At 65.8% G+C, this 16,123-nt stretch carries 13 protein-coding genes; 7 read left to right on the top strand and 6 right to left on the bottom strand.

From position 1 onward, the window contains the following. Positions 1-10 precede the first annotated feature (10 nt). The 3 genes from pbpC to B4N44_RS07425 form a co-directional block, all read right to left on the bottom strand. Positions 11-2,134, bottom strand: coding sequence for a penicillin-binding protein 1C (gene pbpC / locus B4N44_RS07435; protein WP_296698716.1), 2,124 nt, complete (start codon positions 2,132-2,134; stop codon positions 11-13). Between the two features lie 30 nt (positions 2,135-2,164). Continuing rightward, the gene (locus B4N44_RS07430; RefSeq protein WP_296698713.1) at positions 2,165-3,802 is read right to left on the bottom strand and encodes a methyltransferase regulatory domain-containing protein; all 1,638 of its coding nucleotides are present in this window, start codon (positions 3,800-3,802) and stop codon (positions 2,165-2,167) included. Between the two features lie 216 nt (positions 3,803-4,018). Beyond that, positions 4,019-6,379, bottom strand: coding sequence for a DUF4407 domain-containing protein (locus B4N44_RS07425; protein ID WP_296698709.1), 2,361 nt, complete (start codon positions 6,377-6,379; stop codon positions 4,019-4,021). 517 nt (positions 6,380-6,896) lie between these two features. Between B4N44_RS07425 and B4N44_RS07420 the strand changes: the two genes are divergently transcribed. The 5 genes from B4N44_RS07420 (at position 6,897) to dmeF (ending at position 11,341) form a co-directional block, all read left to right on the top strand. Continuing rightward, positions 6,897-7,193 carry a FeoA family protein gene (locus B4N44_RS07420; RefSeq protein ID WP_296698706.1) on the top strand — a complete coding sequence of 99 codons (297 nt, stop codon included), beginning with the start codon at positions 6,897-6,899 and terminating at the stop codon, positions 7,191-7,193. Between the two features lie 95 nt (positions 7,194-7,288). Continuing rightward, entirely contained in the window at positions 7,289-7,522 is a 234-nt protein-coding gene (locus tag B4N44_RS07415) for a FeoA family protein (protein ID WP_296698701.1), read from the top strand. A gap of 44 nt (positions 7,523-7,566) precedes the next feature. Continuing rightward, positions 7,567-9,897 carry a Fe(2+) transporter permease subunit FeoB gene (gene feoB, locus B4N44_RS07410; protein ID WP_296698804.1) on the top strand — a complete coding sequence of 777 codons (2,331 nt, stop codon included), beginning with the start codon at positions 7,567-7,569 and terminating at the stop codon, positions 9,895-9,897. 48 nt (positions 9,898-9,945) lie between these two features. After that, positions 9,946-10,188 carry a FeoC-like transcriptional regulator gene (locus B4N44_RS07405; RefSeq protein WP_296698698.1) on the top strand — a complete coding sequence of 81 codons (243 nt, stop codon included), beginning with the start codon at positions 9,946-9,948 and terminating at the stop codon, positions 10,186-10,188. A 118-nt stretch (positions 10,189-10,306) separates the two neighbouring features. Beyond that, on the top strand, positions 10,307-11,341 hold the full coding sequence (dmeF, locus tag B4N44_RS07400; protein ID WP_296698695.1) for a CDF family Co(II)/Ni(II) efflux transporter DmeF: 1,035 nt from the start codon (positions 10,307-10,309) through the stop codon (positions 11,339-11,341). A gap of 6 nt (positions 11,342-11,347) precedes the next feature. Here the strand turns inward: dmeF and B4N44_RS07395 are convergent, their stop codons facing one another. From B4N44_RS07395 to B4N44_RS07385, 3 genes are read right to left on the bottom strand one after another with little or no spacing between them, the layout of a single operon-like run. Beyond that, a complete protein-coding gene (locus tag B4N44_RS07395; protein WP_296698692.1) occupies positions 11,348-12,016 on the bottom strand; it encodes a PqiC family protein in 669 nt (222 codons plus the stop codon). Further along, positions 12,013-13,698 carry an intermembrane transport protein PqiB gene (locus tag B4N44_RS07390; protein ID WP_296698688.1) on the bottom strand — a complete coding sequence of 562 codons (1,686 nt, stop codon included), beginning with the start codon at positions 13,696-13,698 and terminating at the stop codon, positions 12,013-12,015. The genes B4N44_RS07395 and B4N44_RS07390 overlap by 4 nt, the downstream gene beginning before the upstream one ends. Beyond that, positions 13,646-14,935 carry a paraquat-inducible protein A gene (locus tag B4N44_RS07385; protein ID WP_296698685.1) on the bottom strand — a complete coding sequence of 430 codons (1,290 nt, stop codon included), beginning with the start codon at positions 14,933-14,935 and terminating at the stop codon, positions 13,646-13,648. The genes B4N44_RS07390 and B4N44_RS07385 overlap by 53 nt, the downstream gene beginning before the upstream one ends. Before the next feature lie 215 nt (positions 14,936-15,150). Between B4N44_RS07385 and B4N44_RS07380 the strand changes: the two genes are divergently transcribed. Continuing rightward, entirely contained in the window at positions 15,151-15,582 is a 432-nt protein-coding gene (locus B4N44_RS07380) for a DNA polymerase III subunit chi (protein WP_296698682.1), read from the top strand. Positions 15,583-15,761: 179 nt separating this feature from the next. Next, the gene (locus tag B4N44_RS07375; protein ID WP_296698679.1) at positions 15,762-16,106 is read left to right on the top strand and encodes a TusE/DsrC/DsvC family sulfur relay protein; all 345 of its coding nucleotides are present in this window, start codon (positions 15,762-15,764) and stop codon (positions 16,104-16,106) included. Positions 16,107-16,123 lie beyond the last annotated feature (17 nt).

Below are 16,123 nucleotides of genomic sequence, written 5' to 3'. Positions count from 1 at the left end.
GAACGCCAGATTACTCGAGAAATACACTCACCCTCGCGGCACCGCCGCGGGCGTCGACGACCGAGATGGCCACATAGCCGGGGCCGTCGGGCGTCCAACGGGCGGTTCGGGCAAAGGGTTCGCGCACGACCGGCGCGCCGTCGACGAACCAGGTGAAGGGTGGGACACCGTCGCGAACCCGCAAGACCAGATCGGCGGCCCGACCTCGCCCGAGACCCAGCTCGACGCGCGCGCCCTCCGGCGGATAGGCGATCTGCGGGGCCTGGACCCCGCCGAGCGATGGGTCGCGCGAGGCGGCACGTGGATCCTGAACGCGACGCAGCGGCGGGGGCAGCTCGGCGGAGGTGCTGCTCAGGATGCCGGGTGGCGCGGCAGGGAGCGGTGTCGTCGGACCGAGACGCGCAAAGACCTCCACCAGCACGGGGGCGGCAGCGTCGATGCCGGCGAGTCCGGGCACGGGCGCGCCGTCCGGACGACCGACCCAGACGCCGGCCACATGGCGCCCATCGAACCCGATCGCCCAGGCATCGCGATTGCCGTAGGAGGTCCCGGTCTTGAAGGCGAGAACCCCGGGCGCGCTGTTGGTCGGTGCCGGCGCACCGGCGAGGATCGAGGCGACATACCAGGCCGCACGCGCCTCGAGGACGGGCGCCCCGACATCCGCGCCGCTTCCGACGACGCCGAGCAATCCGGAGTCCGCGCCTGCTTCGTCGAGGGTCTCCCGCAAGATCACCGGCCGGCCGCTGCGCGCGATCGCCGCGTAGATGCCGACGAGGTCCGTCAAGGACACGCCGACCCCGCCTAGGCCGACCGCGAGTCCGGGCGGGCTGAGATCGGGAAGTACCGGACGCGCACCGGCTCGGCGCATCCGAGCGACCAGACGCGCCGGTCCGACCGCATCCAGCAGCTTGACCGCCGGGATATTGAGCGAGAGCTGAAGCGCCCGACGCACCGTGATCGTTCCTTGAAACCCCAGGTCGAAATTGGCCGGAACATAGGCGCCGAAGGCGCTGGGGCGATCCTCGATCAGGCTCTCCGGATGGGCGCGACCATCCTCGAAGGCCAGCCCGTAGATGAGCGGCTTGAGTGCCGAGCCGGGCGAGCGCACTGCGCGCGTCATATCGACATGACCCTGCCGAGCGGTCTCGAACAGGCCGGCGGAGCCCACGCTGGCCAGGATCCCGCCGCGCCCGTGATCGGCGACCAGGATCGCCATCGAGACCCGCTGACCGAGCGCCGCGGACCGCGCGTTCGCGAGCTGCTCGAGCCGTTCCTGCAGGCCGGCATCCAGAGTGAGGCGATGGACTGCGCGCTCGGGATGCGCGCGCCTCAACCGATCGGTCAGATGCGCCGCCAAAATCGGCGCATCCAAGCGTGCGGTCGGGACGGGCTCGGCACGGGCCGCGGCGGCCTCGTCCGCGTCGATGACCCCGGCCAGACGCACATGCTCGAGCACGCGATCGCGCGCCCGACGGGCGGCCTCGGGGAGCCGGTCCGGCCGGCGTGTCTCGGGCGACTGGGGCAGAGCGACGAGCAACGCCGCCTCGGCCGGCGTCAGGCGTCGCGGCTCCTTGCCGAACCACGCGAGCGAGGCCGAGCGCAGGCCTTCGAGGTTGCCGCCGTAGGGGGCGAGGGTCAGATAGGCTTGGAGGATGGCGTCTTTGTCGAGACGTCGCTCCAGCCAGAGTGCGGTGCGGATTTGGCTGAGCTTGCCGCCCGCGTCCCGTGTCGAGCGCGTCTCCAGCAGCCGTGCCAGCTGCATAGTGAGGGTCGAGCCGCCCGAACGGATACCTCCCTGGCTCAGCAGTTGCCAGCCGGCGCGCATGAGGGCGAGCGCATCGACACCCGGATGGGACTCGAATCGGCAATCCTCGTAGGCCAGGAGCATCGCCACATAGGTCGGATCGACCGCATTCAGATCGACCGGCAGACGCCAGCGTCCGTCGGCAACCGTGAAGGCGCGCAGCAGACGCCCGTCGCGGTCCAGCATGAGGGTCGAGGTGGCGATACGCATGTCGGGCGGCGGCGCGGTATCGATGAGCGCATCCAACCCGGCTCGACCGCCCGCCAGCAGAAGCACAACGGCGCCGAGCGCCGCAAGCGGCTTGAGCAGCACGCCGTTCACCGAGACCACCCGGGCCGTGTCACGGCGGAACCTCCGCGGTCAGCCGTCGGTCGAGCCGTTGCGTCCTTGCGCCGCCGGCTCCGAATCGCTCGGCTGCGCGTCCACAACAAGCAGGCCGGCGCGCGCGAAGATGCCGAGCAGGCGCTCGAGACTGGCCGGTGCGATCTGCTCCGAACAGCCCTCGCCCTCGCCCGGTGATCCCGACACCGCGGCCAATTTCGGGTCGGTCCGAATCTCGGACGCAAGGTCAGTCAACAGGCTGTTCAGATCACGCGTGCCGTCGAGCAGCATGAGCAGACGGGCGGACAAGGCATCGAGCCCGAGACTGCGGTGGCGTACGCTCGCGACATGTCCCTCACCGGATGCCGCCTGCGCGCGTGCCAAAGGCGTCGCCCGAGGCCATGCGCCGACCTGGTGCGGCCAACGGGCGGCGCGCCGAGTCAGCCCGATCCCCTGCGAGATATAGAGGTTGAAGAGCTCGCTCAAGCAGGCATCCCGCTCGTCCGCATAGCGCCGCCCGCCGGCCCCGGCGACCTCTTTTGCCGCCGTGTCCAGGAGAGGAGCCAACGGCATCGCATTGGGATAGACCCGCGCGAGGCCTTCCAGAACGGCCTTGGTCAAGGGATGCTCCACCTGCAGACGACCACCGTCCGCCGTGGCGAACTCCTGGCGCTTCACGCGGTTCAGATGGACCCGCTGCAAAGGGGTTAGATCGGCATGGATCGAGAAGTCGTAGAGTCGCTCCAGATCGATCTCCAGACAGGGCTGCGCATCCGAGCGCACGAACAGGGTCTGCCGAAAGGCCCGCAGGCGCAGGAAATCCATGTACTGCTCCTGCACGAGCTGACCGCCGAGCCCGTCGAGCGCGGCCTCGGCCGCCGCCCCGAGCGTGGAGGCGAACATGGTGTGCAGCTTGGACTCGGCGAGGAAGGCGAGCCCGTGACGACGCGCCCGCGCCATGACATCGCTGAACAGCTCGGGGCTGTTCGTCTCTTCCAGATACTCGTGATAGAGATAGCTCGGGCGGGCGGTGCGCAGATACTCGACCTCGCGACGCAGCGTCTCGGCCTCGGGTCGCGGCTGACCGTCCGGATGCTTGACCGAGATCCCGCGGGCGAGCCGATCGAGCAGATCGCGTGCTCGGCTCAGACGCTCGCCGGGCGCCGCTGCGCCGCGACAGTGGAACAGAAGCATGTCGCGCAACATGCCGCGCTGACGCCAGCCCGGCAGGACGTTGTAGCTGACATAGGCGATCCCGCGCTCGCTCAGGAGCCGACCGCAGAGATGCAGGATGTGCTCCTTGACCGCATCCGGGACCCAGGAATAGACACCGTGGACCAGGATGAAGTCGAACGGGGCCTGCGTCTCCTCGACAGCGAGGATGTCCTGATGGAGCAGACGCAGATTGGTGAGTCCAAGCTCGGCGATCATGGCCTGTCCGCGCCGGGCCTGCTCGGCGGAGAGTTCGACCCCGACGAATTCGCTCCGGGGCAGATGAAAGGCCATCGGGATCAGATTCCCGCCGCTCGCCGCACCCAGCTCCAACACCCGGCAGTGCTCCGGATCCGCCGTGGTCAGGCCGAGCAGCCGCCCGAGCGTCGCGAGATAGTCCGGATGGGTCTCCGGGATCGCAAAACTCTCGTAAGGGATTTGATCGTAGCTGTCGAGCGTCGTCATGGATGTCGAACCCTGAAGCACTGTCGCCTAAACCGCGCCCGGCGCGCTATGCGATGTTTTTCGATGGGATCGGCCCCGGCGGACGTGACGACCGCCGGAGTCGGCGCGGTTTAAGAGACTAAAAAAAGATCATTTCAAACCGCGTCACCGCTGAGGACCGTGAATGCACCAAACGGCGAACTCACTCGAAAATCAGCATCTCGCTCTGGACGCGGTTTAGACCTCTGGAGCGTCGGCCACCGCTCGCTCCGACGTCAACAGGGTTCCGATCGCGTCTTCGTGGAAGAGGATGCGCGAGCGGACGCCCGAAAGTCGCTCCTCGATGGCGCGAAGTTGATCCTCGTGCGTGATCCGACGCACCTCCAAGGCGCGTCGCTCTTCGCGCAAGTGGTCTAAGCGCTCGGTCTCATCGCGCAGCCATTTCTCGAGCGACTTGATCTCACGCCTGGCCTCGCGAGCACTCTTGCCGTCCTCGGAACGCTCCCTGCGTGACCAAAAGCCGCCGCCGGAGGACCCTGCTGTCTCGCCGAGGTCCTCGGTGCGGCCGTCCGCGATCCGCTTCAGCTCGGCCATCCGCCCGCGGGCCGATGCCAGCGCACTCTCGCTCGACCCGATCTTCCCGCTCAAGGCGTCGATCGCGTCCTTCAGACGGTAGCCGGCCTCGCGCAGTGTTGCGGCCTCGGTCGTGTCGCGCGTCTCCAGCTCACGCAGACGACTCAGCTCCTCTCGCATCCCGGCAAGACGCTCCAGACGCTCCTCCCGGCGGCGGCGTGCCTCCAGCTCCGCGACCTCGACTCGATGACGGTGCAGGCGTTGCACATCGGCCTGACGCAGTTCCTCCTCGCGCTGGGTACGGCGGATCTCCATCTCCTTCTCGCGCAGACGCCGGTCCTCGCGCGCCAGCTCGATGGAACGCTCGAAGGCGGCCATGCGCTCGCGCAGGTCTTCCTCGTCCCGGGCCTTCTGCAAGGCCCAGGACTCGCGCGCCTGCTGCAGCTCATGCTCGAGTTCGGCGCGTCGATGATGGTGCTGGGCGCGCGTCTCGTCGGCCAACCGGGCGCGCAGCTCGCCGGCGCGCAGACGCTGCTCGTTCTCGTAGGCCGCGACCTCGATCTCGCGACGGCGCCGCGCCAGATCCAGCTCCCCATCGAGGTTCTCGCGACGACGCTCGACGAGGGTCTCGGCGACCGACTCTTCCGCCAAACGCGTCCGCATCGGCTCGGCGGCCGCCAGCCGAGCCTCCTGCTCGGCGAAGTGACCCTCCGGATCGCGCTCGTAGCCTTGCCAGAGACGCGCGAACTCGACCGGGCTCAGGCGCTGTGCGGGATCCTCCGGGCAGGCGAAACCGGGGATCCCGGACAGTGCGCCGTCGAGATACTTACGGTACTGGTACTGCAAGGCTTCGCTGAAGTAGGCACGCACCGCGGCCGGCTCGAACAGCTTGAGCGCGATCAGCGAGAAGAAGAGAATCGCCAGCGCCGCCTGCGCAAAGCCGTCGACCGTCTCGAAGTGCGGCACGCCCGCCTCGTCCGGGCTCATCCGCAGCGCCTGCAAGGCCTTGGAGCGTGCCGCGAAGGTCAAGCGCGGCGGCCGCTCCTCGGGCTGCGCGGCGGCCACCTCGGCACGGATGCGGTCCATGCGCTCCTGCTGTTCCAGACGGATACGTTGGAGCTCGTCGGTGCGCGCACGCAGACGCTCTTCTTGATCCGCGATCGTCTGCGCGACCTCGGCGATGCGCCGATCGATCTCGGCCTGTTTGTCGGCCAGCGCGGCGACGAGCGCATTGACACGCGCGTCCCACTTGCGCGCCTCCGGACCATAGCCTTCCGGCCGGTCGCCGCGTCCGTGGATCTCGTCGCCGAGGCGCTCCTGTGCAGCGGCCAGCTCGGTGCGCAGCACCGTGATCTCCGGGGCGTACTCGGCCGCGATTTGATCACGGCGTTGCCGCTCGGCATCGAGCGAGCGATTCAGACGCTCGACCTCCTCCTCCAGTGGAGCGATCAGCCCACCGTAGCGCGCCTCGATCTCTTGGGCACGCACGGCGACCTGCGCTTGGAAAGCCGCATCGCGTTGGGCGTAATACTGCTCGACCAGGCGCTGGTGGTAGCTTTCGATGTCGTCGGCGCGGATCAGCTTGGCCAGAAAGGGCGCGGTCACATAGAGCGAGACCGCCACGATCAGCACCCGAACCAGCAGACCGAAAAACCAGCGTGCACCCGCACCGCGCTCCTCCGGCCGAGCGCCACGCAGGACGCCCCCGGGTGCACCCCGGGCGCGGGTCGGACGCTCGGACATGATCAGAGAGGCGTCGACGATCCAGATGATCGCGAACATGAGCACGAACATGAAGAGACCGGCGACCGGCCGCAGCCAGGTCGCAGCCTGCGGGACGATCGAGGCACCGACGAAACCCCAGACGATGCCTTCGATGCCGGCCATCAGCAGGATGATGACCCGGGCGAAGCCGAGCCAAACCGCAACGGCCGGTGTCGCGAGGCTATCGCCGTAAGGACGCAGCCGCAACGTATTCAACGAAGGGACCTTGAGGAAGCGCCGAGATCGCCGCCCGAGATCCATGTTCCCACCCTCCCTTGACGCGTGCGAGCACCGCACTCAAGACAGGATAAACCATCGGTGGCCGCCGACCGATACGATGTGTGAATGCGAGAGCCCCCCCGACGGGCCGGACGATGCGTCCAGCCAGCGGCGGGCAACGCAGGCATGTCCGACACGCTTGTCGTGAGCGGGTCCGCCCTCTTTCTGAAAACCCGATTCCGATCATGTGCAGCGGCTCTGAAAGCTGCTGAAATAGGCAACAGCCACAGCGTCTCGGCGAATCGTCTTTCGACCCGAATGACGATCGAATCGTCACCGCCGAGCGCCTTCGCGTTGAGAATCATTTGCAATTAGAGATGAGTTGGACTAAGATTTTAATGAAACAGGATGCCTACCGGTCGAGCCATCGCAGCGCCCCGCGATAGGCCCATCCAGCCGAGCCATCCAGACGTTCAACGCCCCTCGCGAGCGCCGTGCCGCCCTTGAAACTCGGCGACACCTCCGGATCCCGGGGTCCACAAGAATTGGAGAATCGACGATGTTCGGTCAACACGGCCTCTCAAACCCCGTCAGCCATGAGTCCCTCATGATGGGCATCCCACCCGTGAAGGGATTTCCGCTCATGATGGCCGATGAAGGCGCCCGCGTGAGAATCGTCGCACTGCATGGCGGCAAAGGATTGACGACCCGCCTGACGGAGCTGGGTCTGAACGTCGGATCCGAGCTCGCCGTCGTGCAACGCCAAGGCGGCGGTTTACTGATTGCCCGCGGCGAGGCACGCATTGCGCTCGGCGGCGGCATGGCGGCCAAGATCCAAGTCGCACCCCTCGCCTGACGGCGCAATCCCGACCGCTCGGTCGACGACCGAGATCCGGTCCGGACGGCCGGGAAACCGACCTCATTTGATGTTCACGCGATGCAGCAGCACTCATGACCACACTCAGAGACATGAAGTCCGGCGATCACGGCCGCGTCAAGGGGTTTGACGCCGGCGCACCCGCCTATCGCCGCAAGCTCCTCTCGATGGGGTTGACGCCCGGGGCGGAAATCCAGGTGATCCGGGTCGCACCGCTCGGCGATCCGGTGGAGATTCGCGTGCGCGGCTGCTCGATCAGTCTGCGTAAGGACGAAGCGGCCGCCCTGCTGGTGGAGGGCCTGACGTGAGCAACCAGCCGAACGGAACCGGCGGCGAAGCCGTGAAGCCATCCATGAGCAAACCCTTGACCATCGGCGTGGTCGGCAATCCGAATTGCGGCAAGACGACCCTCTTCAACGCCTTGACCGGCTCGCGTCAACGCGTCGGCAACTGGCCGGGCGTGACCGTGGAGCGCAAGATCGGGCGCTACCGTTTCGAGGGGTCCATCGTCCACCTCGTCGACCTGCCCGGCACCTATTCGCTGGATGTCTCGGATCACGATCTCTCGCTCGACGAGCGCATCGCACGTGACTTCATCCACGATCGCGAGGCGGATCTCGTCCTCAACATCCTCGATGCGACCAACCTCGAACGCAATCTCTATCTCACCACTCAGCTGATCGAGATGGGGCGCCCCTTGGTCGTGGCGCTGAACATGATGGACGTGGCCCGCGAGCGGGGCATGACGATCGACGTCGCCGCCCTCGCCAAGCGTCTGGGCTGTCCGGTCGTTCCCATCTCGGCCGCCACCGGCTCCGGCATCGCGGATCTCAAGCGCGTTCTGCTGGAAAGCCAGATGACCCATCCGATCCCGCAGATCGAGATCCCTTATCAGCCTCTGCTCGAGAAGGCGATCGCCGCACTCGTGCCGCGTGTCGCGCCGATCGCTCGCGAGAACGGCGACTCTCCGCGCTGGCTTGCCGCCCGTCTGCTCGAAGGCGACGATCTGGCGCAGCGTCTGGTCGGCGACCGGGCGAGACCGGACGAGGTCCGCGCGCTGCTCGGCGATCAGGCCGATGATCTCGACATCCTGATCGCGGATGCACGCTACAGCTTCGCCCACGCCCTGACCCAGTCTACGGTGACGCAGGTCGGCAAGGTCTCGCGCAACCTCTCCGACCGCATCGACCGGGTCATGCTCAATCGCATGCTCGGCATCCCGATCTTCCTGATCGTGATGTATCTGATGTTCATGTTCACCATCAACCTCGGCGGGGCCTTCATCGACGTCTTCGACCAGGCCGCCGGCACGCTCTTCGTAGACGGGACGGCCCATGTCCTGGCCGGCCTGGGTGCCCCCGCCTGGCTGGTCCTGCTGCTGGCCGACGGCATCGGCGGCGGCATTCAGGTGGTGGCGACCTTCATCCCCATCATCGCCTTCCTCTACATCTTCATGTCGATCCTCGAGGACTCGGGCTACATGGCGCGTGCCGCCTTCGTGATGGATCGCTTCATGCGCGCCATCGGCCTGCCGGGCAAATCCTTCGTGCCGCTCCTGGTCGGATTCGGCTGCAACGTGCCGGCGATCATGGCCGCCCGGACCCTGGAGAACCAACGCGACCGGACCTTGACGGTCCTGATGGCGCCCTTCATGTCCTGCGGTGCGCGTCTGCCGGTCTATGTGCTCTTCGCCGCGGCCTTCTTCCCGGTCGGGGGGCAAAACGTCGTCTTCGGGCTGTATCTGATCGGCATCGCGGTCGCGGTGCTGACCGGTTTCGTGATGAAGAACACCCTGCTCAAGGGCAATGCCACGCCCTTCATCATGGAGCTGCCGCCCTATCATCTTCCGACCCTGAAAGGCGTCGCCTTGTGCACGCTCGACCGCACCGGCGGCTTCGTCGTCCGGGCGGGTCAGGTCATCGTCCCCATGGTGTTGGTGCTCAACGTCATGAACAGCGTCGGCACGGATGGCTCCTTCGGCAACGAGAACAGCGACAAGTCCGTCCTCGCCGAGGTCGGGCGCACACTCTCGCCCGCCTTTGCCCCCATGGGTCTGGACGCCGAAAACTGGCCGGCTACCGTCGGCATCTTCACCGGCATCCTGGCCAAGGAGGCCGTGGTCGGCACCCTGGATGCGGCCTACTCGGCACTCGCGGTCGCGGATGCCGGCGAGACCGAAGAGGCGACGCACTTCGATCTGAAGGCCGGTCTGCTCGGCGCCTTGGCGACGGTTCCCGCGAACCTCGCCGATGCGCTCGGCAGTTGGGAGGATCCGATGGGCTTAAACGTCGGCGACCTGACCGACACGGCCGCGCTGGCCGAGTCTCAAGCGATCACCACGGGCACCTTCGGGGCCATGGCCTCGCGCTTCGACGGGGCCGCCGGCGCCTTCGCCTATCTGCTCTTTATCCTGCTCTATGCGCCCTGTGTCGCGGCCATTGCGGCCATCTATCGCGAGACCTCGCCGGGCTGGGCGGTCTTTGCGGTGCTCTGGACGACCGGGCTCGGCTATATCGTCGCCACCGTCTTCTATCAGAGTGCCATCTTCGCGCGCGATCCGACCAGCTCCGCGGCCTGGATCGCCGGCATGCTGGCCCTCTTCGCTGTGGTGGTCATCGGGATGCGGATCAGTGCGGAACGCGGAGGTCCGCGGCCGACCGGGCTGGTCCGCGAAGGGGCCTAGCGGCCGGTTCGGATCGACACACTCGCCCCATCACCAAGGAGATGCAGCATGATCCTCTCGGAGCTCACCGGTTATCTCGCGCAGCACCGCCGGGTCGGCTTGATGGACTTGGCCTATCGCTTCGAATCCAGTCCGGATGCGTTGCGCGGCATGCTGACCATTCTGGAGCGCAAGGGGCGGGTCCGTCGGATCACGGGTTCGGCCGGATGCAGCTCGGGTTGCAGCAAATGCGATCCGGCGACGGTCGAGACCTATGAGTGGATCGGCGAGGGGTCTCGGGCGGAGTCCTGATGTCGGGGCGAGGAGTCATCGGTGGTCGGCGATGAGTTCTCGGCTATCAGCTAAGAGCTAGGAGCTAGGAGCTAAGAATTCGGATTCGATAGCGGCTTCGATCACAGGCGAGATGCCTATGCACACACACGACATCAGCGACTGGGGTCACAGCCACGACTTCGCGACTGCCGACCAGGCGGATGCAGAGCGTCGGACGCGCTGGGTCGTGGGTCTCACCCTCGCGGCCATGTGCGTCGAATTGGTTGCCGGCCGGATCACAGGCTCGATGGCCCTGCTGGCGGACGGCTGGCACATGGGCAGTCACGCCGCGGCGCTCGGTATCGCCGCCTATGCCTACGCCTTCGCACGGCAGCGCGGGGCGGATCGGCGCTTCACCTTCGGGACCGGCAAGGTTTCTTCGCTCGCAGGCTATACGAGCGCGCTGCTGCTGGCCGCCGGCGCCCTTTGGATGCTGTTCGAATCACTGAGCCGCCTCGTCGATCCAGTCGAGATCCGCTATGAGGAGGCGATGATCGTCGCCGTCTTCGGACTCGCCGTGAATCTGCTCAGCGCCTGGTTGTTGGGCCACTCCGGACATGAACACCATCATCACGGGCATGATCATTCGCATGAGCATGAGCACGATCGCCATCAGGCATACGACGATCATGCACATGACCATCATCGCGGGCTCGCCGACATCCAGGATCACAACCTCAAGGCGGCCTATCTGCATGTCATCGCCGATGCCCTGACATCCGTCCTGGCGCTGGTCGCATTGGCGCTGGGTATGCTCTACGGCTGGGCCTTCATGGACCCGCTGATGGGGATCGTCGGCGCCGCCTTGGTCGGCCGCTGGGCTTGGGGGCTCGCTCGCGAGAGCGCACAGGTGCTGCTCGACGCGGGTGACAACGGCGCGATCGAGCAGGAGATACGCCGGCGAATCGAGGCCGATGCCGACAACCAGATCGCGGATCTACACGTCTGGCGGATCGCACCGGCCGGACGCGCCTGCATCCTGTCGCTGGTCACCCATTACCCGCGACCCGTGGACCACTATCGCGGTCTGCTCTCGGGCATGACCGGCCTGCTCCACATCACCGTCGAGGTCAATCAGTGCAGACAGCCGGCATGCGGGGCCGGACTCACGTCGGGGCCGCGAATCCCATAATGCGAATCAGCGGATCCGCAGCGCACCGTCGCGATCGTCCGGCTGCTCGGCTGCCGGCGGCTTCGGCTTCGGGAGCTGCTTCAGGGTCACCGCAACATCCCGACTGAAATCGCCCAAGGTCTCGCTCATCGCCGCGATGAGTGCACCCTCGTCTTTGGGCTCGGCGAGCGGGCGACGGTAGTGCGTTTCCTCCACGCGTAGAACCTGATCCGTACGATGGTCGAGCACGATCCAGCGCGCCCGCAGCACGGCGTACCCGTCGTAAGTCCCTTCGAAGGCGAGCACGTCGGCCGTCACCCGGAAGGCCAATGGAATACGGACCTCGCCGGGAAAGGCGAAGACGCTGGTCGTGCCCAACAAGGCGGACATGTTCTCGATCCAGACCCGCAGGAAATCGTCCTGGATGCTCCCGCCCCAACGATGGAACTCGTCGATGGCCAGACGGTTGCCGGCATCGCGCGTCACGATCTGGGGTCGGTCGAGAAACTGAGGAAAGTTCACCGGACCAAGCCCGACGCCCAGCGCCGTGCTCGGCGGACCGCCCGAGTCGGGCGTCGCGCGCATCGGCGTGAGGGTGTAAAAGCTCGACGGCGGCGAGGTCGCACAGCCCGCCGTGACCAGGACGGCGACGGCGACCACAGCCACGCGGGCCAACCCAAATCCGCGCACCTTCATCGACCTCCTCCTTTGCCCCTGAGCAGGGCTTCCGGGTGACGCTCCAGATAGTCCGTCAGGACCTTCAGCGATCGCGCCGCACCCGAGACCTCGTTGAGCGAGCGTCGCAGCTCCACGGACATGGGGGAGCCCTCCTCGATCATCCGGCGCACACCCTGTAAGGTCGCAGTGGTCTGACGCAGGGTCTCGGCAAGCTCGGGCGCAATGCCGGTGTTGAGCTGCTCGGCCAGCGCACGGATCTCGGCCAGCGATTTCTCAAGCTCCACGATACCCTGTTTGAGCGCTGCGGAGTTCACGATCTCGCTCGCTCCGGCGAGCGTGTCGGTCAGGTCCTTTCCGATCCGATCGAACGGAAAGGCATCGAGCCGATCGAGGATCGCCGTGACCTTGTTGGTCAGCGCCTCGAGCGAGCCCGAGATCGTCGGCAGCACCTCGTAATCGCCCTCTCTTGCAAGCACTGCGTACAACGCATCCGGGTAGAAATCCAGCTCGACATAGAGCTGGCCCGTGATGAGGCTGCCCGTCTTGAGCTGGGCACGCAGGCCCTTGGCGACCAACTGCCTGATCATGCCCGTCTCCTCGAGTGCGCCGCGGTCACCGCGAACCGCGATCCGCTCGGGCTCGACCTCGATCAAGACCGGGATGTGAAACTGCAGGTCCTCGACACTGAGCTGGAGTTGGATATCGAGAACCTTCCCGATCGCGATCCCACGCAGCATGACGGGTGCGCCGACAGTCAAACCGCGCACCGAGCCTTCGAAGAAGAGAAGATAGCGCTCTTTATGCAGGTAAGTCTTCTCATGGGCGTTGTCGCGGCTCGCATAGAGCGGGAACACATGATCCGCGCTCGGAGGCTGGCCCGGCGCATCGATGGTGTCCGGGGTATCGAAGGCCACGCCGCCGATCAAAACCGACATGAGCGATTCGGTATCCACCTTCACGCCGGCTGCAGTCAAGGAGAAATCGATCCCGCTCGCGTTCCAGAACCGAGTGCTCGTCGACACCAACCGATCATGCGGCGCGAAGACAAAGACGTCGATGCCGACCGCCTCCCCGTCCTCGTCGAGCGCAAACCCCGCGACCTGACCGACCTGAATCTGGCGGTAATAGACCGGAGCACCGACGTTCAACGACCCCAAGGTCGGCGAGCGCAACAAGAATCGTGTCCCCGCCTCCGAGGTCGTGAACAGCGGCGGCTCCTCGAGGCCTTTGAACTCAAACACTGCTTTTCCGTCGCGCACCGGATCGATTGCGATAAAGGAGCCCGATAGCAGGGTCTCCAGACCCGAGACACCGCTGGCGGTCACCCGCGGGCGCTCGACCCAGAAGCGCGTCTTCTCGGTCAGAAACTGCTCCGAGCCATGCTTGAGCTCGGCGGTCACGATGACGCTCTTCAGATCCGGACTCACGTCGATGGAGGTGACCTGGCCGATGTCGACATCCTTGAACTTGACCTTGGTCGTACCGGCCTCCAACCCCGAGGCCGTCCTGAACTCGATCGTGACCGTGGGTCCCCGCTCGGCGTAAGTCTTGGCCGCAAGCCAAACCCCGATCAACAGGGCCACAATCGGGATCAGCCAGACGAGCGAGACACCGCTGCGACCCTTGACGATCGCCGCGGGCGCGCCATCAAGGGGATTCGGCAAGGGCGGCCCCGCACGGCCGTTCTCGATCTCCGACATGTCCCTGCTCCATCGCGTCCCAGATCAACCTGGGATCGAACGACATGGCCGCGAGCATGGTCAAGACCACGACCGCGCAAAAAAAGATGGCGCCAAGCTCCGCTTGGACGCTCGCGATATTACCGAGCCGCACCAAGGCGACCAGGATGGTGACCACATAGACATCGACCATGGACCAGCGTCCGATCGTCTCGACGACACGATAGAGACTGGTTCTTTCCCGAGGACGCCAGGCAGATCGCCATTGAACCGACACGAGAAGGAAGATCAAGATCAACAGCTTCAGCAGCGGAACGAAGATGCTCGCGGTAAAGATCACGAGGGCCAGAGACCACATCCCGTGATCCAACATGAACGACACACCGGTAAAGATGGTATCCGATTGGCTGCGTCCGAGCGACGTCACCGACATGATCGGCAAGATGTTCGCGGGGATGTAGCAGACGATCGCCGCAATCAACAGCGCCCACGTCCGTTGCAGACTCTGAGGTTTACGCCGGTGCAGGACGTCGGTACAACGCGGACAGCGCAGACGATCGCCGTCGGCTACGGCCTCGGAGGGCAGAACCAGGAGCTCGCAGACATCGCAGGAGACGTGATCCTCGCCGTGGCGCGACAGACGCGTGCAACCGCCCGCAATCGGCACGCGTGACCAGACGAGATCGGGATCCAGGGCCGCCTGCGCAGCCGCCAGGACAAAGATGAGCGCGACAAGCGCGAAAAGCGAGGCACCCGGAACGATCGAGGCCATGTCGGCGAGCTTGACGACCGCTACCAGGATTCCGACCATGAAGACGTCCATCATCCCCCAAGGAACCAGGGTCCGGACCCATCGAAAGAGCGTCGGCAACCAGGGGGGCATCCGGTTCATCGTCAACGGGACCAAGACCACCAACAAGAGCGCCAACTGCAGACCCGGCGCCAGGATGCTCGTGAAGAGCACCACCGCGGCAATCGGCCAATTGCCGCCTTGATAGAGATCGACCACGCCCGTGATCAGCGTCGTCTGGGTCCCCCTGCCCTGCATCTCGAACGACAGAAAGGGGAAGCTGTTGGCGACGACGAAAAGGACGAGCCCTGCGATCGTGAGTGCCAGAGTCCGGTTCAGGCTATCCGGCCGATGACGGTGCATCGTGCCGCCGCAGCGCACGCACTGCGCCGACCCGCCCGGCGGCACCTCCGGGATGCGCTGGAGCAGACCGCATTCCAGACAGGCGGTGAGCGAATCGTGGGCCATGGGTGCTCGGGAGTCTGTTCGGTGGTCCTTGCGAATCGGGGCTTGATCGGTCGGCTTCTGCGCGCCGAGGACACAACCCCGCGAAGAAGTGACATGCTGTTCGTATACTAACCCCATCCCGAGACTTAAGGCGCGTCGGCGACAATGATCGCGGACTCGCGCCAAGTCGGACCCAAACAACCACAGCAGATGCCAAACCGGACGCGCCTTAACCCATGACCAGAATCGACTTCTACAGCCTGGACGGCAACAGCGGCGGCGATCGTTTCCTCCTCGTCTGCCGCCTCGTCGAACGAATCCGCGGGACCGGCGCACGCGTGCTGATCCACTGTCCCGACCCGGGGCAAGCCCAACATCTGGATCGTCTGCTCTGGACCTTCCGCGAGGACAGCTTCCTGCCCCACGGACGGGTCGGTCAAACCGACCCTGAGTTGACACCCGTCCTCATCAGCGGCGACGGCTCGCCCGAGACCGAGGATCAGGTCCTGATCAACCTCTCCAGCGAGGTCCCGGAGTTCTTCGGCCGCTTCGAGCGCCTCTGCGAGCCCATCGACCACGACCCCGCCGCCCGCCTCGCCGGGCGCGAGCGCTTCCGCTACTACCGCGATCGCGGCTACCCGCTGCAGCATCACCAGATTCAGCTCTGACCCATCCCGCCGACATCACCGCAAATCAATACGGCACTCGGACACAAGGATGGCCTCGATGAATCGGTTCGCCAATCAGGGGGTTGACGCGCCCTCAATTCTGACTATATTCGTCAGTGAGAAACCAGCTAATGCTGCCATAAAAATAAATGATCCATCAAAGACCAAGGATAATCACGATGACTCATACCGCCGTTCGCACCCACACCCCGCCTAAGCACCGCCCCCTTCCCGTCGACGAGGACGGGTTCCTGATCGACCCGACGGATTGGAACGCCGGCATGGCCCGCGTCATGGCGGAGATCGACGAGATCGGGCCGCTCGGCCCCGACCATTGGTCGATCATCTACTACCTGCGCGAGCACCGTATGACCTACGGCGCCATCCCGCCGGTATCGCAGATCTGCCGCACACACGGCATGGAGCGCGATGCGGTACGTCGGCTCTTCGGCTCCTGCCGCCAGGCGTGGCGCATCGCGGGGTTGCCGCATCCGGGCGATGAAGCCCTGAGCTATATGAGCTGAGGCGTATCGGAACGAGG

Source organism: Thiocapsa sp. UBA6158, from assembly GCF_002423035.1.
Taxonomy (GTDB): domain Bacteria; phylum Pseudomonadota; class Gammaproteobacteria; order Chromatiales; family Chromatiaceae; genus Thiocapsa.
Note: the sequence above shows the minus strand (reverse complement) of the source record. Positions and strands in the feature narration are given on the sequence as shown.

Bases quoted from the DNA above. Each gene is read 5' to 3' on its own strand.
- B4N44_RS07390 (WP_296698688.1), bottom strand. From the start codon at position 13,698: ATGTCGGAGATCGAGAACGGCCGTGCGGGGCCGCCCTTGCCGAATCCC.
- B4N44_RS07420 (WP_296698706.1), top strand. From the start codon at position 6,897: ATGTTCGGTCAACACGGCCTCTCAAACCCCGTCAGCCATGAGTCCCTC.
- B4N44_RS07385 (WP_296698685.1), bottom strand. From the start codon at position 14,935: ATGGCCCACGATTCGCTCACCGCCTGTCTGGAATGCGGTCTGCTCCAG.
- B4N44_RS07395 (WP_296698692.1), bottom strand. From the start codon at position 12,016: ATGAAGGTGCGCGGATTTGGGTTGGCCCGCGTGGCTGTGGTCGCCGTC.
- B4N44_RS07425 (WP_296698709.1), bottom strand. From the start codon at position 6,379: ATGGATCTCGGGCGGCGATCTCGGCGCTTCCTCAAGGTCCCTTCGTTG.
- B4N44_RS07380 (WP_296698682.1), top strand. From the start codon at position 15,151: ATGACCAGAATCGACTTCTACAGCCTGGACGGCAACAGCGGCGGCGAT.
- B4N44_RS07375 (WP_296698679.1), top strand. From the start codon at position 15,762: ATGACTCATACCGCCGTTCGCACCCACACCCCGCCTAAGCACCGCCCC.
- B4N44_RS07430 (WP_296698713.1), bottom strand. From the start codon at position 3,802: ATGACGACGCTCGACAGCTACGATCAAATCCCTTACGAGAGTTTTGCG.
- B4N44_RS07415 (WP_296698701.1), top strand. From the start codon at position 7,289: ATGACCACACTCAGAGACATGAAGTCCGGCGATCACGGCCGCGTCAAG.
- feoB (WP_296698804.1), top strand. From the start codon at position 7,567: ATGAGCAAACCCTTGACCATCGGCGTGGTCGGCAATCCGAATTGCGGC.
- dmeF (WP_296698695.1), top strand. From the start codon at position 10,307: ATGCACACACACGACATCAGCGACTGGGGTCACAGCCACGACTTCGCG.
- B4N44_RS07405 (WP_296698698.1), top strand. From the start codon at position 9,946: ATGATCCTCTCGGAGCTCACCGGTTATCTCGCGCAGCACCGCCGGGTC.